The 15,842-nt window shown below is 63.3% G+C and carries 13 protein-coding genes; 10 read left to right on the forward strand and 3 right to left on the reverse strand.

From position 1 onward, the window contains the following. Window positions 1-114: 114 nt before the first annotated feature. On the reverse strand, window positions 115-771 hold the full coding sequence (locus AB4Y63_RS16020; protein WP_441792065.1) for a flavin reductase family protein: 657 nt from the start codon (window positions 769-771) through the stop codon (window positions 115-117). Between the two features lie 78 nt (window positions 772-849). Next, window positions 850-2,250: a purine-cytosine permease family protein gene (locus tag AB4Y63_RS16025; protein WP_441792066.1), complete on the reverse strand. Its 1,401-nt coding sequence runs from the start codon at window positions 2,248-2,250 to the stop codon at window positions 850-852. Window positions 2,251-2,354: 104 nt separating this feature from the next. Here AB4Y63_RS16025 and AB4Y63_RS16030 point away from each other — a divergent pair, with 104 nt between their 5' ends. The 9 genes from AB4Y63_RS16030 (at window position 2,355) to AB4Y63_RS16070 (ending at window position 12,497) form a co-directional block, all read left to right on the forward strand. Beyond that, window positions 2,355-3,008, forward strand: a complete 654-nt coding sequence (locus tag AB4Y63_RS16030) for a GntR family transcriptional regulator (protein ID WP_441792067.1) — start codon at window positions 2,355-2,357, stop codon at window positions 3,006-3,008. A 131-nt stretch (window positions 3,009-3,139) separates the two neighbouring features. Then, entirely contained in the window at window positions 3,140-3,631 is a 492-nt protein-coding gene (locus AB4Y63_RS16035) for a MarR family winged helix-turn-helix transcriptional regulator (protein WP_441792068.1), read from the forward strand. Further along, entirely contained in the window at window positions 3,628-4,881 is a 1,254-nt protein-coding gene (locus AB4Y63_RS16040) for an MFS transporter (protein ID WP_441792069.1), read from the forward strand. The genes AB4Y63_RS16035 and AB4Y63_RS16040 overlap by 4 nt, the downstream gene beginning before the upstream one ends. Before the next feature lie 205 nt (window positions 4,882-5,086). Then, window positions 5,087-6,406, forward strand: a complete 1,320-nt coding sequence (locus AB4Y63_RS16045; protein WP_441792070.1) for an ABC transporter substrate-binding protein — start codon at window positions 5,087-5,089, stop codon at window positions 6,404-6,406. 24 nt (window positions 6,407-6,430) lie between these two features. Next, on the forward strand, window positions 6,431-7,795 hold the full coding sequence (locus tag AB4Y63_RS16050) for an ABC transporter permease subunit (protein WP_441792071.1): 1,365 nt from the start codon (window positions 6,431-6,433) through the stop codon (window positions 7,793-7,795). Further along, the gene (locus AB4Y63_RS16055) at window positions 7,792-8,712 is read left to right on the forward strand and encodes a carbohydrate ABC transporter permease (protein ID WP_441792072.1); all 921 of its coding nucleotides are present in this window, start codon (window positions 7,792-7,794) and stop codon (window positions 8,710-8,712) included. Before AB4Y63_RS16050 ends, AB4Y63_RS16055 begins: the two co-directional genes overlap by 4 nt. Before the next feature lie 216 nt (window positions 8,713-8,928). Beyond that, window positions 8,929-10,248 (forward strand): ABC transporter substrate-binding protein, encoded by a 1,320-nt coding sequence (locus AB4Y63_RS16060; protein ID WP_441792073.1) that lies wholly within the window; start codon window positions 8,929-8,931, stop codon window positions 10,246-10,248. Between the two features lie 144 nt (window positions 10,249-10,392). Continuing rightward, window positions 10,393-11,526: a carbohydrate ABC transporter permease gene (locus AB4Y63_RS16065; protein ID WP_441792074.1), complete on the forward strand. Its 1,134-nt coding sequence runs from the start codon at window positions 10,393-10,395 to the stop codon at window positions 11,524-11,526. Further along, window positions 11,523-12,497 (forward strand): carbohydrate ABC transporter permease, encoded by a 975-nt coding sequence (locus AB4Y63_RS16070; RefSeq protein ID WP_441792075.1) that lies wholly within the window; start codon window positions 11,523-11,525, stop codon window positions 12,495-12,497. The genes AB4Y63_RS16065 and AB4Y63_RS16070 overlap by 4 nt, the downstream gene beginning before the upstream one ends. 204 nt (window positions 12,498-12,701) lie before the next feature. On the opposite strand, the gene AB4Y63_RS16075 is transcribed toward AB4Y63_RS16070, so the two are convergent. Beyond that, entirely contained in the window at window positions 12,702-13,568 is an 867-nt protein-coding gene (locus AB4Y63_RS16075; RefSeq protein ID WP_441792076.1) for a DUF559 domain-containing protein, read from the reverse strand. A gap of 354 nt (window positions 13,569-13,922) precedes the next feature. Between AB4Y63_RS16075 and AB4Y63_RS16080 the strand changes: the two genes are divergently transcribed. Then, window positions 13,923-15,839 (forward strand): ABC transporter ATP-binding protein, encoded by a 1,917-nt coding sequence (locus AB4Y63_RS16080; protein WP_441792146.1) that lies wholly within the window; start codon window positions 13,923-13,925, stop codon window positions 15,837-15,839. The last annotated feature ends 3 nt before the right edge of the window (window positions 15,840-15,842 follow it).

The raw sequence follows: 15,842 nt of genomic DNA on the forward strand, positions 1-15,842 counted from the left end.
TCGTCTTCGAGCGGCGGAACGTTGCTGCAATAGGTGTTGCCAACACTGTTTAGCCTGGTGAGAAATTGACACCCACCGGGCAGCGGGCCGAAGCCCGGTCTGAGAGAGCGAGGTCTAACCGGGCTGGCCGGCCAAGCCGGCCGACGCGTCGTCATCCGCACCTGGCACATGCATCTCGAACGTCTCGCTGACAACCGTGTAGTCGTGGTATCCCATCCGGGCGATCGGGCGCACCTTCGCGATGTCAATTCGACCATCAGCGGTCACCGAGTTCTCGTCGATATGGATGCGCTCGACGGTGGCATAGACCACGTCGATCCCACCGACCGTCGAGTTGCCCGACAGCCGGTGGGTCGAGAGGTACTTGCATTCGAAATGGAACGGGCTCTCTGCGACCATTGGCGTGTCCGACAGGTCGGCGCGTCGTGTCGTGACATTCATTCTGTCGAACTCGTTCTCACCGGCCGGCAGGGCCATGGCACTGATGTTGACCGCATTCCTGAGGTCCCAGGTCGCCATATTCCAGACAAACCAGCCCGTCTGTTCGGCGTTGATGACCGTGTCTTTGCGACGACCGTCGGGGTACTGATTGGCCGCGAACATCACCATCGGCGGGTCAAATGTCAGGTTTTGCCACTGGCTGTATGGGGCGATGTTGTCGACGCCATCGACGCTGGTACTCGACAGCCAGCCGATCGGCCGGGGCACAGTCAGACTCTTGAACGGCGAGTAAGGCAGCGGACTCTTCTGAGTGTTCGGGTCGTACTTCACTTCATGACTCCAGTTCGATGGTGTGGATGTTGGGGGCGCGCACCCAGGCAGGCCGCGCGCCCGACAGCAGGGAAACTCTTAGCTGGCGCGCGCCTTGTCGGACGGGAGTAGCGCTGGGCCACCACGGGCCAGCCGGGCGGGCGCGAACGCCCAATAAATCGCCCCCGACACGAGGAGGCCGATGATCCAAGCCACCTCGGCTCCACCGAGCCAGTTCGCGATCGGACCGACGTAGAGCGGGCTGTTCATGAACGGCACCTGAATCAGCACTCCGGCGAAGTAGGCGATGAATGCCACGGCGTTCACCCGCCCGTACTCGCCGTCAGCTCGGAACAGCGCTTCAACGTTGTACTTTTCGCGGCGCACGAGGTAGAAGTCGACAAGGTTGATCGCCGACCACGGGGTCATGAAATAGAGAAGAAAGAGAAGGAAGTTCGTGAACGAGGAAAGGAAGTTGTCGCTCGCCGCCAGTGCGATGGCGAGTGCGGCCGCGGAGATCAGCACGATGTAGATGGTGCGCGCTCGCAGACCGACCAGCGGGCGATTGGTCAGCGACGTCACGATGGTGGCCATCGACATGAACCCGCCATAGGCGCTCAGAGTGTCCCCGGTGAGCTTGCCGCAAATGACGGCGAGCAGAACGAGCCATCCGAGCTGACCCCCGAGCGTGGCGAGGTAGCCCACCTGGTTGCCACTGAAGCTTGGGCCGCCGACCGCCGCCGCTACGGCTCCCACGATCATCGCTAGAGACCCGCCGAGCACGCTGCCTGCGAAGGTCCAGCCCATAATCGCCTTCTGCGAAGTAGCCCGGGGCAGATACCGCGAATAGTCGGCGATATACGGGCCGAAGGTCAGCTGCCAGGATGCCGCGAGCGAGATCCCGAGTACAAACGGCGCCATCGCAAAGTCGGTGCCTCGAATTAGTTGCGAAGCATCCGGTGTCGTCAGCGCGCTCAGCAAGAGAACGATGAAGACCACACCGCTGAGCACTGCGGCGAACTTCGAGAATCGGTGAATGTAGCGATACCCGAAAATCGCCAGCGCCGTCGAAAGCAGCGCAAAGATGGCCGCACCGAACTGGGTCGACACGTGGAAGAGATCCCCAATGGCTTGGCCGCCGAGCACCAGGCCAGTGGCATAGAACCCGAGGTAGATCATCAGCGCGAGAACGAGCGGCAGGATCGCCCCGTAGTACCCGAACTGTGCCCGACTCTGAATCATCTGCGGAACACCGAGCTTCGGCCCCTGCGCCGAGTGGAGCGAGGTGACAAAACCGCCCAGGATGTTGCCGATGATGATTGCCGGGATCGCCCAGAGTGCAGAGTTTCCGAGGATTACAAAGAGCGCACCCGTGACGACCGCCGTGATCGAGGTATTCGCAGCGAACCAAACGAAGAAGAGGCTTCGCGGATTGCCGTGTCTCTCTGACTCAGGGATGTAGTCGATCGAGCGCTGCTCGATCTGGCGGGGCATTGTCATGGCTGCACTCCGATGGATTCACTGACCACACACCGTTATGCAGCCGATATATTGGTAACATATTAATGAAGGTATGTAAAGATTGCACGGCTGGAAGGTGGGCAATGGCGATTCAAGGCAAATCAGAACAGGCGTATCAGGCGATCGAGAAAATGATCGTCTTTCAGGAGCTCGAGCCGGGATCGCTCGTCTCGGAGTCAATGCTCACTGAGCGCACCGGCTTCGGCAGAACTCCGGTGCGCGAGGCCCTTCAACGGCTCTCTCGAGACAGGATGGTGCAGATCCACCCCAATCAAGGGGTGCTCATTCCTGCCACCTCCGCGGAGGCGCAGCTGCGATTGCTCGAGCTGCGCCGCGTACTTGAGGCACTTGCCGTGCAGCTGGCCTGCCAACGGGCACGCCCGGAGCACCGGGCGGCAATGGCTGATCTGACCCAGCGCCTCGCCACCGAGACCTTCACGATGCACGAGTATGCCGACACGGTCAAAGCGACACACGGCTTGATTGTGGCAGCTGCCAACAACGACTTCTTGACCGATGCGATGCTGCCCCTCCAAGGACTATCCCGAAGGTTTTGGTTCGCTCACATCTCGGACGAATCGAAAGAGATCGCGATCGGCGCCCGACTTCACGGCGCGCTGCTCAGCGCAATTCTGGACGCCGATGAGGATGCCGCCCAGGCCGCGTCACGCGATCTCAACGACTACCTGGTGCAGTTTGCCTTTGCGAGCATGGGCGCGCAGCCGCGAGCCGACTGAATCCTGCTGCGCCGCAACACCGATATTCGAGGCCACAATTCCACGCGGGCCCAACTTCCTTGAGGAAACCAAATGGTGATCCTCATGAAGTGTTGCCAATATTGCATAGGCATCCTATGTATAATCGAAGTATGGAATCCGATCTGCATCAGGTACTCGGCGATCTCGTCGTGGTCAACCACCGTCTCACCCGCGTGGCGGCGCGCGCGGCGGGCGGCACGGAATCACCGGCGCTGTGGCGAACGCTCAGTGTGTTGCGTAGCAGCGGGCCGATGCGGCTCGGTGCGCTGGCCGAGAACAGCCGGGTCTCGCAGCCGACGGCCACGAACCTGGTCACCACTCTCGACGAGCGCGGCTGGGTGAGCCGTCGGCCCGATCCGACGGATGCCCGCGCGAGCCTGATCGAGGTCAGTGACGCGGGCTTCGCGGCGCTGATGGCCTGGCGGGACGAACTCACCACCGCACTGATGCCGCTCTTCGGCGACCTGGATGCAGACGAAGTCGCGACACTTCGGCGTGCGGTCGAGATCGTGGCGGCTCGTGTTGACGCCGTCGACAAGGCAGGACACATCGACAAAGCAGCATCCGCAGGAATCTCAGACGACGCGGACGCACGGTCATGACCGCCGTGTCGACGACGGTCCCGGCGAAGGCGCCCAGCATCCTCCACCAACCGCGGGCGGTCTGGGCAGTCGCCTTCGCCTGCGTGATCGCGTTCATGGGAATCGGCCTCGTCGACCCGATTCTGCCGGCCATCGCCCATGATCTGCAGGCCACCCCCACCGAAACCGAGATGCTCTTCACGAGCTATCTCGTCATCACCGGCATCGCGATGTTCTTCACCAGCTGGCTCTCGACCCGCATCGGAGCCAAGCGCACGCTGCTGATCGGCCTGGCGCTCATCGTGGTGTTCGCGCTCGCCGCCGGTTTCTCGCAGGATGTCGAGTCGATCATCGGCTTCCGCGCCGGCTGGGGGCTCGGCAACGCACTGTTCATCTCGACGGCGCTGGCGACCATCGTCGGGGCGGCGTCCGGCGGCACGTCGTCGGCCATCATTCTCTATGAGGCGGCGCTCGGCCTCGGAATCGCGATCGGTCCACTCGTCGGCGGGCTGCTCGGCAGCATCAGCTGGCGTGGCCCGTTCTTCGGCACCGCCACCCTGATGGCAATCGGTTTCATCGCCATCGTCGTTCTCCTGAAGAAAGAAACGGTCGCGCCCACCCCGACTCGGCTGTCGGCGCCGTTCCGCGCGCTCGCCAATCCGGCACTCGGCGTGTTGGCCTCCGCCGCACTCTTCTACAACATCGGCTTCTTCGTGCTGCTCGCCTACACGCCGTTCGCGCTCATCCCGTTGGGCCTGTCAAGCGCCATCACCCTCGGATTCATCTTCTTCGGCTGGGGTCTCTCGCTGGCGATCACCTCGGTCTGGGTGGCGCCGCTGCTCACCAAGCGGATGCCGCGCACCCGGGTGCTCGCCACCGTGCTGCCCCTCCTCGCGCTCGACCTCGTGGCCGCCGCCCTGCTGATCGACTCAGAGGTCGGTTTGATCGGGTGCGTCATCGTCGGCGGCATGCTGCTCGGAATTCTGAACACCGTGCTCACCGAGTGCGTGATGGAGGCGACGGATCTGCCGCGCACCGTGGCGTCGTCGGCCTACTCGGGGGTGCGCTTTCTCGGTGGGGCAATCGCGCCGCCGGCGGCGACGTTGTTGGCCGTCGCGCTCACTCCGGCCGCGCCGTTCTACGCGGCGGCCGCATCCGTGCTCATCGCAGCCCTGATCGTGGTGATCGGGCGGGGCCGGCTCCGTCGCGCCGACGGTTTCGAGGTCGACGCACTCGCCGAAGCCGAAGCGATCGGGGCGGGCGACAGCTAGCCGCTCGGCCCGATAACGATTCGGGCGCCAGATCGGTCCAACACCCTTGCCGGGGGCGGCTGGCGCGCCTACATTGGCCGACGAAACGCCTGCCCTCAGGCATCCGATCTTTCTTCTGACCCTCTGGGCTGCGCTTTGATCTGCAGCCAGCACATGGTTGCATGTCGGCCCGAACGGTCGACTCGCTCAGGTTGAGGAGAAGGCAATGAGCTTCATGCGCCAACACCGATTCATCGCTCCGACCGCGATCCTCGCTGTCGCGGCATTCGCGCTCGTCGGCTGCACGTCGGGCGGCACCACGTCGTCGACGACAGAGGGCGCGACGGCCGATCTGTCGGGGGTGACCTTGAATGTGGCTGCCGACTGGTCGGGGTCTGAACAGACCAACTTCGAGAAGGTTCTCGCGCAGTTCGAAAGCGAAACCGGCGCCAAGGTCAACTACACGAGCTACGGCTCCGATGTGGCCACCACGCTGAACACCAAGGTCGAGGGCGGTGACCCGCCAGACGTTGCGGTGATTCCGCAGCCCGGTCTCTTGGACTCCCTCGCCAAGGCGGGAAGCCTCATCCCACTCGATTCGGCGACGCAGTCGATCGTTGAGGCCAACTACTCGCCCGATTGGATCACCCTGGCAACCTCAGGCGGCAAGGACTACGGAGTCTGGTTCAAGGGCGCCAACAAGTCGACCGTCTGGTACAACACCGACGTCTATGACGCCGCAGGAGCGCAAGTGCCAAAGACCTGGGACGACTTCCTCACCCAGTTGGGTCTGGTCTCCACCTCCGGTGTCTACGGGCTCTCCATCGGTGCGGATGCCGGCTGGCCGTTGACCGACTGGTTTGAGAATGTGTACCTGCGCACTGCTGGCGGCGAGATGTACGACAAGCTGGCGGCGCATGAAATTCCGTGGACCGATCCTTCGGTGACCAAGGCACTGACGGTGCTTGCCAACCTCTGGTCGAGCACGGTTCTGGTGCAACCCGGCACTGCACAGCGCACCTTCGGTGATTCGGTCATCGCGGTGTTCGGAACGCCGCCGGCGGCCGGCACCGTCTACGAAGGAGACTTCGTCGCCGGGAACATCACGAGCGACACCAAGTCGGTGGTGGGGGAGAACGCAAAGTTCTACGACTTCCCCTCGATCGACAACTCGCCGTCGTCAGTCGTCGGCGGTGGAAACGTCGCGGTGCAGCTGAAAGACAATAAGGGAGCTGCGGCGTTGATGCAGTACCTGGCCACACCCGAAGCCGCGACGATCTGGGTGAAGGCGGGCGGATTCACCTCGCCGAACAAGAAGGTCGACTTGTCGGCCTACCCCGACGCGACAAGCAAGCAGATCGCCGAAGCATTGGTGAACGCGGATGTCTTCCGCTTCGATATGTCTGACCTGTCACCAAGCGCGTTCGGCGGAACAAAGGGCGCCGGTGAGTGGCAGATCCTGATCGATTTCTTCAACAACCCGTCAGATATTGCCGGCACGCAGCAGAAGCTTGAAGACGCTGCCGCCGCTGCGTATGCACAATAATCGACCAGCGGGCTAGGAGCGGTCATGACGACCTCGGCCGGTGTGGGAACGGTTGCGGGTGGGGCAGGAGACCACCCGCAACGAAACCACAGTGCCGCCGCAAAGCGGCGACGGATGTGGGCGGCCGGCTTGTTTCTCGCGCCGGCGCTCGTGCTGCTCGGGGCGTTGGTGGCCTATCCAGTGATCTACTCGCTCTGGCGGTCGCTCTACGACGCGGCGGGCACCAGCTTTCTCGGCCTGGGCAACTATGTCGAAATGTTCACCGATCCGGCGACCTTCACCGCGATTCGGAACAACGTCATCTGGGTCGCGGTGGTTCCCGTCACCGTGACGATCCTTGGTCTGATCTTCGCGGTGCTGATGGAACGCATCAAATGGTCGATCGCATTCAAACTGATCGTGTTCATGCCGATGGCCATCTCGATGGTCGCCGCCGGGGTCATCTTTCGAACCACATTTCAGGAGAACCCGCAGCTGGGCTCCGTGAACGCTGCGCTCGTCGGCGTGCAGCAGGCTTTCGGTGGCGGGGCCGCCTACCCGAACGCTCGCCCTCGCGAGGGCACGGGCACAACGGTCAGGGGCGGCGCCGTCTTCGCCAACGAGGCGGTCAGCGCCGGCTCGATGCAGGACTTCGCCCTGATCGGAGTCGCTCCAGACACCCTTCCGGATTCGGCGACGACCGCCGTCGCGGCACCGACACCCGCCGACGACGCCATTGGCGGAACAGTGTGGCTCGACTTCGTGAAGGGCGGACTGGGCACCCCCGGTCAGCTCGGTGACGGCAAGAAGGGCATGCCAGGGATCGAGGTCGTCGCTCAAGACGTGTCGGGAAAGGTACTCGGCACCGCCCATACGGCCAATGACGGAACCTATCTGATCACCGGGCTGGCATCGGGTTCGTATTCGATGGTGCTCCCGGCCAGCAACTTCAGTGCTCCCTATCAAGGAGTGTCCTGGCTCGGACCGACCCTGGTCACTGCGGTCGTGATTCTCAGCTACATCTGGATCTGGGCGGGCTTCGCCATGGTGATGATCGCATCCGGCTTGTCGACGATGGACCGTTCGCTGCAAGATGCGGCGCGCATTGATGGCGCCAATGAATGGCAGGTGTTCCGGCGAATCACTGCGCCGTTGCTCTCACCGGTGCTGGTCGTCGTGTTCATCACCCTGATCGTCAACGTGCTCAAGATCTTTGACTTGGTTTATGTCATCCCTCCGCCGTCATCGCTGCCGGCTGCCACGGTGATCGCAGTTCAAATGTGGACGGTGTCGTTCGGTGGCGGCAATAATCAAGGGCTCGGTAGCGCGCTCTCGGTGCTGCTGCTGATTCTGGTGCTGCCCTTCATGATCATCAATGTGCGGCGATTCAGGATGGAGCGGGAACGATGACCGTTCCACTCGAGTCAGTCCTCACCACGGATGCCTCCGCCGAAGTCGGGCGACCGGTCACGGGAAAACGCAGCGTCGGTGCCCGGATCGTCGCCTTCTTCGGTCATGCCGTCGTCAACCTGGTTCTCGCGATCATCGCGATCTTCTGGCTGGTGCCGACGGTCGGGCTGTTCATCTCGTCGCTCCGCAACAGCACGGACAACAGCCAGACCGGATGGTGGACGGTGCTCTCCGCGCCGGCTCAGCTCACCTTCAACAACTACTCAGATCTGCTCAACAACTCTCAGTTCGTCGGTTCGTTCGTCAACACCATCGCCATCACGCTGCCGGCGACGCTGCTGGTGATCACCATCGGGTCGTTGGCCGGCTACGCGTTCGCCTGGATCGACTTTCCGGGCCGTGACTGGCTGCTGATCGCCGTGATCGTGATGCTGGCGGTGCCCGTGCAGATCGCGCTGATTCCGATCGCCAGACTCTATGGGACCGTCGGATTGTTCGGCTCCATCGCCGGCGTGGTGATCTTTCACGTGGCGTTCGGGTTGCCTTTTGCGATCTTCTTGCTGCGCAACTTCTTCACGCAGGTGCCGGGGGAGTTGATGGAGGCCGCGCGCCTCGACGGCGCGAGCGAGTGGCGCATCTTCACCCGCATCATCCTGCCGCTCGGGATGCCCGCGATCGCGTCGCTCGGCATCTTCCAGTTTCTCTGGGTCTGGAACGACCTGCTCGTGGCCCTGATCTTCACCAATGCGTCGTCGCAACCGGTGACCGTGGCGATTCAAGGCCAGCTGCGTCAGTTCGGGGCGAATGTGGATGTGCTCTCGGCCGGCGCGTTTCTCTCGATGATCATTCCGCTGATCGTGTTCTTCGCCTTCCAGCGCTATTTCGTGACGGCGTTGCTCGCTGGTTCCCAGCGCTGACGGGCGCGGGGAGTGCCCTTCGAGCGTGGCTGCATCGCCGGGTGGCCGCATCGCCGAGTGCCCGAGACGATGTAACGATTCGGCATCAGAGCATTCAATCGCGGCCCATTGCTTGCCCGCGCTTCTCTTGCCCCCCTAAGTTGGGCCTTGCAAGCGCTTACCATGGCTTCGGAGCCGCGTGAGAGCGCTTTCAGACACTCAATGAGGAGGAACCGAATGAGCGTGAAACAATTCCGCAGATTCACTATCCCCACCGCCGTCGCGGCCGTCATCGGGCTCGCGCTCACCGGCTGCGGAAACGGACCGGGAGCAGGGACCGACTCGTCGGGCGCAGCGGGTGACGGAGAAGTCACCGTCTATGGCACCATCGCCGACACTGAAGCAGAGCTGCTTGAAGAGTCGTGGGCGCAATGGGAAAAAGACAACAACATCAACATCAAGTACGAGTCGTCGAAAGAGTTCGAGGCTCAGATCGCAATCAGGGCTCAGGGCGGTAACGCTCCCGATCTCGCAATCTTCCCGCAGCCGGGTCTGATGGCCGATCTGGCGACGCGCGGATACCTGAAGCCGGCGCCCGCCGAGGTCGAGGCGAACACCGACTCAGGTTGGTCGCCGGACTGGAAGGCGTACGGCACCGTCGACGACACCTTCTACGGAGCCCCGCTGATGGCCAGCGTCAAGGGCTTCATCTGGTACTCACCGAAGAACTTCACTGACTGGGGCGTCGAAGTTCCGACGACCTGGGACGAGCTGCTCGCCGTCACCAAGACCATCCAAGAGAAGACCGGTAAGGCACCCTGGTGCGCCGGCTTCGGTTCGGGCGACGCCACCGGGTGGCCGGGCACCGACTGGGTCGAAGACCTCGTGCTGCGCCAGTCCGGCGCGGAGACCTATGACAAGTGGGTGAAGAACGAGGTTCCGTTCACCGATCCGGCAATCGCCAGCGCTTTCGATTCCGTTGGTGAGCTGCTGCTCAACCCGAGCTATGTCAACGCCGGATTCGGCGATGTCGCCTCGATCAACAGCACCGCGTTCGGCGATGTGGCCACTCCGATCTCAGACGGTACCTGCGCAATGACGCACCAGGCATCCTTCTTCGACGGCTTCATCACGGATGCCGGCGGCACCGTCGGCCCCGACGGCGACGTCTGGGCATTCATCACGCCTGGCCAGGAAGCCGGCGCCTCGGCCGTGACCGGTGGCGGCGAAATCGTTGGTGCATTCGCTGACGACGCCGACACGCAGAAGGTGCAGGCCTACCTCTCGAGTGCAGACTGGGCGAACAGCCGGGTTGCACTCGGCGGTGTGATCAGCGCCAACAAGGGTCTCGACCCGGCGAACGCGAAGAGCCCGATTCTGCAGCAGGCCATCACGATTCTGCAGGACCCGAAAACGACGTTCCGCTTCGACGCGTCAGACCTGATGCCGGGCGCGGTCGGGGCCGGCACGTTCTGGAAGGGAATGGTCAACTGGGTCAACGGCGCACCGACCGGTGAGGTGCTCACCAGCATCGAAGCCGGCTGGCCGTCGAGCTAGTAGTTTCACCGAATTTTCGGAACTCTCAGCCGTGGGCCGGTTTCACTTTGTGAAAACGGCCCACGGTTGTACCCGGTAGACGGAGTCGCTGCCGGCGTTTGACTGCTGATTCGCAGACGTGAAGTCTGCTCTCGAGAGGTGTCCATGTCAGAATTCTTCGCTTGGCTCGGGCACATGCCGCCGCTCGTGCAGGTGCCCATCATCATCCTGACGTTCGTGCTCGTCGTCGCGGCGATCCTCTTCTTCGTCGAGATCGCTCCGCGCAGCGGCAAACTCTACACCGGCATCCGGTTGGCCGTGTGCATCGCCGCACCGGCTCTGATTCTCATCCTGGTCGGCTCCTACGACTGGGCAGTCATCATCGCCGCGGTACTCGGGGGGCTGTTCTTCATCCTCGATTACCGGTCGCGAAAGGGGGCTGGTTATCTCTTCCAGCTGGTGGGTTTTCTCTCGCCGGCCATCCTGCTGTTGACGATCGGTTTGGTGATTCCGACACTTCAAACCACCGTGCAGGCCTTTCAGAATTCGCGGGGCACTGAGTTCATCGGCTTCGACAATTTCGTCTGGGTGTTCACCCAGCCCGAGGCGGTTCGCACCGTCGGAAACACCATTGTTTGGGTTCTGATCGCTCCGCTGGTCTCAACGATCGCCGGTCTGGCTTACGCCATGTTCATCGACAAGAGCCGCGGCGAGAAGTACTTCAAGATCCTGGTGTTCATGCCGATGGCGATCTCGTTCGTCGGCGCATCCATTATTTGGCGCTTCGTCTACACGGCCCGGCCGGCCGACCAGAACCAGATCGGATTGCTCAACCAGATCGTCGTGTGGCTGGGCGGAACGCCGGTCGACTTCTTGGCGGTGGAACCCTGGAACACGTTGTTCCTGATCGTCGTGCTGATCTGGGTTCAGACCGGGTTCGCCATGGTCGTACTCTCGGCGGCGATCAAGGGCGTCCCGACCGAACAACTCGAGGCGGCGGAGCTGGACGGAACCAGCCCGTGGCAGAGGTTCGTCAATGTGATCGTTCCCGGCATCCGCGGTTCACTCATCGTGGTGCTGACGACGATCTCGATCGCCTCGCTGAAGGTGTTCGACATTGTGCGCACCATGACGGCCGGCGCCAACAACACCAGTGTCATCGCCAACGAGATGTACACCCAGTTCAAGAACTTCGAGCAGGGCCGTTCGGCGGCCTTCGCTGTCGTGCTGTTTCTGCTGGTGATGCCGATCGTCGTCTACAACGCCAGACAGATTAAGAAGCAGAGGGAGATCCGATGAGCGCGATCCTGCCGATCGAGTTGCCGGTCGAGCCCGAGCTTGAGGAGCAGCTCCGTCGGGGAGAGAGAAAGTCGGAGGGCGGCGCGGCCAAACGCGTGAAGCGGCGCCTGACCAGTCGCGGCGCCACGATTGCGGCGCTCCTGATCGCCGTGTTGTGGACGGTGCCGACCTTTGGCCTCTTCGTCTCCTCATTCCGCCCGGCGCAGGAGGTGCGCACCACCGGCTGGTGGACGATGTTCTCCAACTGGGGTTTCACGCTCGACAACTATTCGGAGGTGCTCGCCGCCGGAAACAGTCAGCTGAACCTGGCCGGGGCGTTCATCAACTCGATCGCGATCACCCTCCCCGCCACCATCCTGCCGCTGATCATTGCGAGCCTGGCCGCCTACGCGTTTGCGTGGATCGATTTTCGTGGCAAGAACATCCTGTTCATCGCGGTGTTCGCGCTGCAGATCGTGCCGCTGCAGATGGCGCTGGTGCCGCTGTTGCAGCTGTTCTCGAAGGGAACGATCTTCGGTTTCCCGGTTGTGTCAGCGCTGAACGCCGGCGGCGGCTATGCGCAGGTGTGGATTGCGCACACTATGTTCGCGCTCCCGCTCGCCATCTTCTTGCTGTACAACTTCGTGTCGGAGATTCCGTCGGAGGTCATCGAAGCGGCGAAAGTGGATGGCGCCGGGCATGGTCAGATCTTCTTCCGGATCATCCTGCCGTTGACGATGCCGGCGTTGGCGTCGTTCGCCATCTTCCAGTTTCTGTGGGTCTGGAACGACCTGCTGGTGGCGCTGATCTTCGCCGATGGCGCGGTGGCGCCGATGACGAAGCTGCTGGCAGAGATCACCGGAAGCCGGGGCCAGGATTGGCACCTGCTCACGGCGGGAGCGTTTATCTCGATCCTGGTGCCGCTTCTGGTGTTCTTCGCGCTGCAGCGTTTCTTCGTGCGGGGCTTGCTCGCGGGTTCGACGAAGGGGTAGTGCGCCGGCCGGCTGTCTGCTATTGGCCGTGCGGTCGGGTCCAAAATTAGGAGCGGAGCGGCGAGCCGCGCGTTTTCGGGCCAGAAAACGGCTGCGACACACCTCCGCTCCTAATTTTGGTGCGGGACGGGAAGCGGGCAAGCGGAACGGGAGCTGGAGACCGGGGCGGGTTTGCGGGGCACTGGCTGGGCCCCGGAACGGTTATCAGCGCGCGGGACGACCACCTGCGAGCGTCGCGCGGATTGCCGCGATGACGAGGTGCCACTCATACATCACCATCGAATAGGTGAATCGAAGTGTGCGATAGCCAAGCGTCGCGAGCACTGCATCACGACGGCAATCCTCGTCGTGGGCGGGACCATTGTCGTGGTGTTCCAGACCGTCCCATTCGATGACCAGCCATCCGTCAACCAGGAGATCGACCCGACCAACACCCGCAAAGCGCACTTGATGCTCACCACGGATGCCGTCACCCGCGAGCCGGATCCGACCGATGCTTTCGAGAAAACTCTCGCAGAGCGCGCTGCACGATTCGAACTGGTCGAGGATGTGCCGGGGAAGCTCGGCGAGCCAGTCAGGAAGCTGTGCACTGCCCACCGGATCGACGTGGAGAAATGAGTCGTACGCGGCGACGGCAAGCTCGGGGCTTTGGCAGGTCGCCAGCTGGAGGACTGTGTCGCGCCGGGAGGTGACCGGGTGTGCTGCTTCCAGACGTTGCTCGTTCTCCCAATGGAGGGTGACTCCGGGGGATGCGTGGGCAGACATCCGTTCTGTTGGTTCGTCGGGTGAGTGAAGTTTCGAAGTGTGGGTCGACACGCAGACGTGGAGACCGACATTCTCGCCGACTGCCCAGCCATAGTGGCGTGCGGCGGAGACGCAGGCCAGGCGTCCACCGACCCTGACTGCCCTGATCACGTCTGTGTCCAGGCCGGGCAATGCGTACCAACCCTGTCGCACCCGAACGATCAGGCCGAGATGAACCGCGGAGGTCACCTGGTTGCGGCTGACGCCGGCGGCGAGGAGTTCGCGTCGAGGGGCGACTCCGTGATGGTCGTTGAGTGCTGTCGTCACTGAAATCATGGTTGAACAATTGCGCCCTCGAGGTGGGGCCGCCGCCGCGATGCGCAGAATATGGACACTCACTCGATTCCCTCGCCTGTGGAGGGCCGCGAAGCATCCCTGGCGAGAGCCAAAGGAAGGAGCGGAGGTGTGTCGGCCACTCCCTCAGCGCGGGTTTGGCCCGAAAAGCAGGTGCGACACACCTCCACTCCTACTTTTGGATGGGGTGGGTGCGGGCTTTCGGGGGTGGGTGCGGGAAGAGCTCAGCGGCACGAATCCGACGAGCAACGTGCGCAAAGTGAGCCAGGAGCCACGGTCAGTGAGGATAGTGCGAGCAACCCGACCTAGGGTGATCGTATGAGCGGAATGCATGGCGGTGGCGGTGGCGGCGGGCGACGAGCAGGCGGCGGCACAGGCGGCGGCGGTGGCGGCGGCGGCCGGATCAGCGGCGGCGACGTCAAGGCACAGCGGGAGGCGAACGCGCAGGCCCCGCGCATCCCGCATCTGCTTGGCCGCATCTCGACCCTCTTCGCCCCGCACAAGGTCGCGCTCGCCGTCACGATCGTGCTCGTGCTGGTCGGCGCGGCACTCTCGGTCGTACCGCCGCTGCTGACTCAGCGGGCATTCGACGACGGACTTTTTCCGCCGAGCGGCACGCCCAACATGCAGGTTCTCGGCACGCTCGTCGGCATCATGCTCGGCGTCTACATTGTCGGAGCGCTGCTCGGCGTCTGGCAGACCTGGCTGACCGCGACCGTCGGCAACCAGGTGATGGGTGCCCTGCGGGTGCGGCTGTTCACCCACCTCCAGGCGATGGAACTGAGCTTCTTCACGAAGACCAAGACGGGGGTGATCCAGTCCCGGCTGCAGAACGACGTCGGCGGGGTCGCCAGCGTGCTGACCAACACCATCTCCAGCGTGCTCGGCAACACCGTCACCGTGATCGCCGCGTTCGTTGCGATGCTGCTGCTCAACTGGCAGCTCACGATCGTGGCCGTCATCCTGATGCCGATCCTTGTGATCGCGCAGCGCCGCGTCGGGCAGGTGCGCGCTCGCATCGCCACCCAGACGCAGGAATCGCTCTCAGACATGACCGCGATCACGCAGGAGACGCTGAGCGTGTCCGGCATCCTCTTGGCCAAGAGCTTCACCCGCCAGCAGACCGAGATCGGCCGCTACTCCGACGAGAACAACAACCAGATTCACCTGCAGGTGCGCCAGCAGATGAGCGGCCAATGGTTCTTCGCCATGGTCAGCATCTTCTTGTCGAGCATCCCGGCGATCGTCTATCTGGTCTCGGGCCTGCTGATTCAGAACGGGGCAACGGATGTCACCGCCGGCACCATCGTGGCGTTCACCACGGTGCAGGCCCGGCTGATGTTCCCGTTGCTGGGGCTGATGCGCGTCGCGCTCGATCTGCAGACATCCGGTGCACTGTTCGCGCGGATCTTCGAGTACCTTGACCTGAAACCCGCGATCGTCGACGCTCCGGATGCCCGCCCGGTTCCGGCGCGGAGCGAGGCAAAGGGCAAGGTCGAGTTCGACGCCGTCACCTTCACCTACCCCGATGCCGGCCCCGACTCCCGGCCCACGCTCGACGCCGTTTCGTTCAGCATCGAGCCCGGAGAATTCGCGGCGTTCGTCGGCCCGTCGGGCGCCGGCAAGACCACCGTGTCCTACCTGATCCCGCGGTTCTACGAGGCGACGGCCGGCCGGGTGCTGTTCTCCGGCATCGACGTGCGCGAGCTGGAGCAGAAGTCGCTCGTCTCCCATATCGGCATCGTCAGCCAGGAAACCTATCTCTTCCACGCGACCATCGCCGAGAACCTGCGCTACGCCAAGCCGGATGCGAGCGACGCCGAACTCGAGGCGGCGGCACGTGCCGCGAACATCCACGACACGATCGCCTCCTTCCCCGATCGCTACGACACGCTCGTCGGGGAACGCGGTTACCGGCTCTCCGGAGGGGAGAAGCAGCGCATCGCGATCGCGCGGGTGCTGCTCAAAGACCCGGAAGTGCTCATTCTCGATGAGGCGACGAGCGCACTCGACTCGATCTCCGAGCGCGTCGTGCAGGCCGCACTCGACACGGCGTCGCGCGGGCGCACGACGATCGCGATTGCGCATCGGCTGTCGACGATTGTGTCGGCGGACGTGATCTTCGTCGTCGACGGCGGAAAGATCGTCGAGCGGGGGCGTCATTCCGAGCTGCTGGCGCAGAACGGCGTGTATGCGCGGCTCTACTCCGAGCAGGGCGCCTCGGTGGTGCCGGCCGTCGATTGAACC

Source organism: Leifsonia sp. YAF41 (assembly GCF_052113185.1).
In the GTDB taxonomy this organism is placed as follows: domain Bacteria; phylum Actinomycetota; class Actinomycetes; order Actinomycetales; family Microbacteriaceae; genus Cryobacterium.